The organism is Paracoccus salipaludis (assembly GCF_002287065.1).
In the GTDB taxonomy this organism is placed as follows: Bacteria; Pseudomonadota; Alphaproteobacteria; order Rhodobacterales; family Rhodobacteraceae; genus Paracoccus; species Paracoccus salipaludis.
Genome location: NZ_NSJZ01000098.1, coordinates 1 through 644, shown reverse-complemented (window position 1 = coordinate 644; position 644 = coordinate 1). Strand labels below are relative to the sequence as shown.

Annotated in this window: 1 protein-coding gene; it reads right to left on the bottom strand. The window is 61.3% G+C overall.

All coding sequences use genetic code 11. The features are described from left to right. The coding region (locus CK240_RS17740) for a helix-turn-helix domain-containing protein (RefSeq protein WP_095641556.1) at positions 1 to 557 on the bottom strand (557 nt) is incomplete at its 3' end. Positions 558 to 644: the final 87 nt, after the last annotated feature.

Genomic DNA, 644 nt, shown 5'->3' with positions numbered 1-644 from the left:
CAGCCTTTGATCACAGCAAGAACTTGGTCGATGTGCGTCCGCTGCTGCTGCGCGCGCCTGATCATCAGGCTGCGGGTCTTCTCGTTGTGCCGGGTGATCTCGTGTAGTTGATGACCCAGCTGGTCCAGTTGTAGGCGGGGAATCTTCTGCCCGCGCTGTACGGCCGCGTTCATCGCCCGGACCGCCTGGTTCACGTTCCGTCCGATTGCCGAAACCTCCTTGGTCAGCGCTTCGATCTCGCCCGCCTCCGGTGGCTCGATGTGGTAGACGCCTGCCGCGTAGAGCAGCACCCGCCGCGCCGTGTCGGCCCGGCTTAGATCCAGCTCCCGCGCCAAGGCGTCCAGCCGCTCCATGTCTTCTGCGCTGACCCGTACCGTCAGCACCTTGCTGCGCGACTGCGGCAGGCGCTCGTCCCAGCGGTTCTTAAGGTTGTAGATCGTCCGGCGGCTGACCCCGTATTTCTTCGCCAGCTCCGTTACCGGCACCTTCGCGTCCAGCTCGCCCCGCAGCGCCTGCTTCTGGGCGTTCGTCAGGCGGCTGAACTTGCGTCTCGGCATGTGTGAAGTATCCAACTTTAAAGGCTGTGAAGTATCCAAATTACATTTCCTGCCATTTACACATGCCAAAATACAGTCCTTCACAGA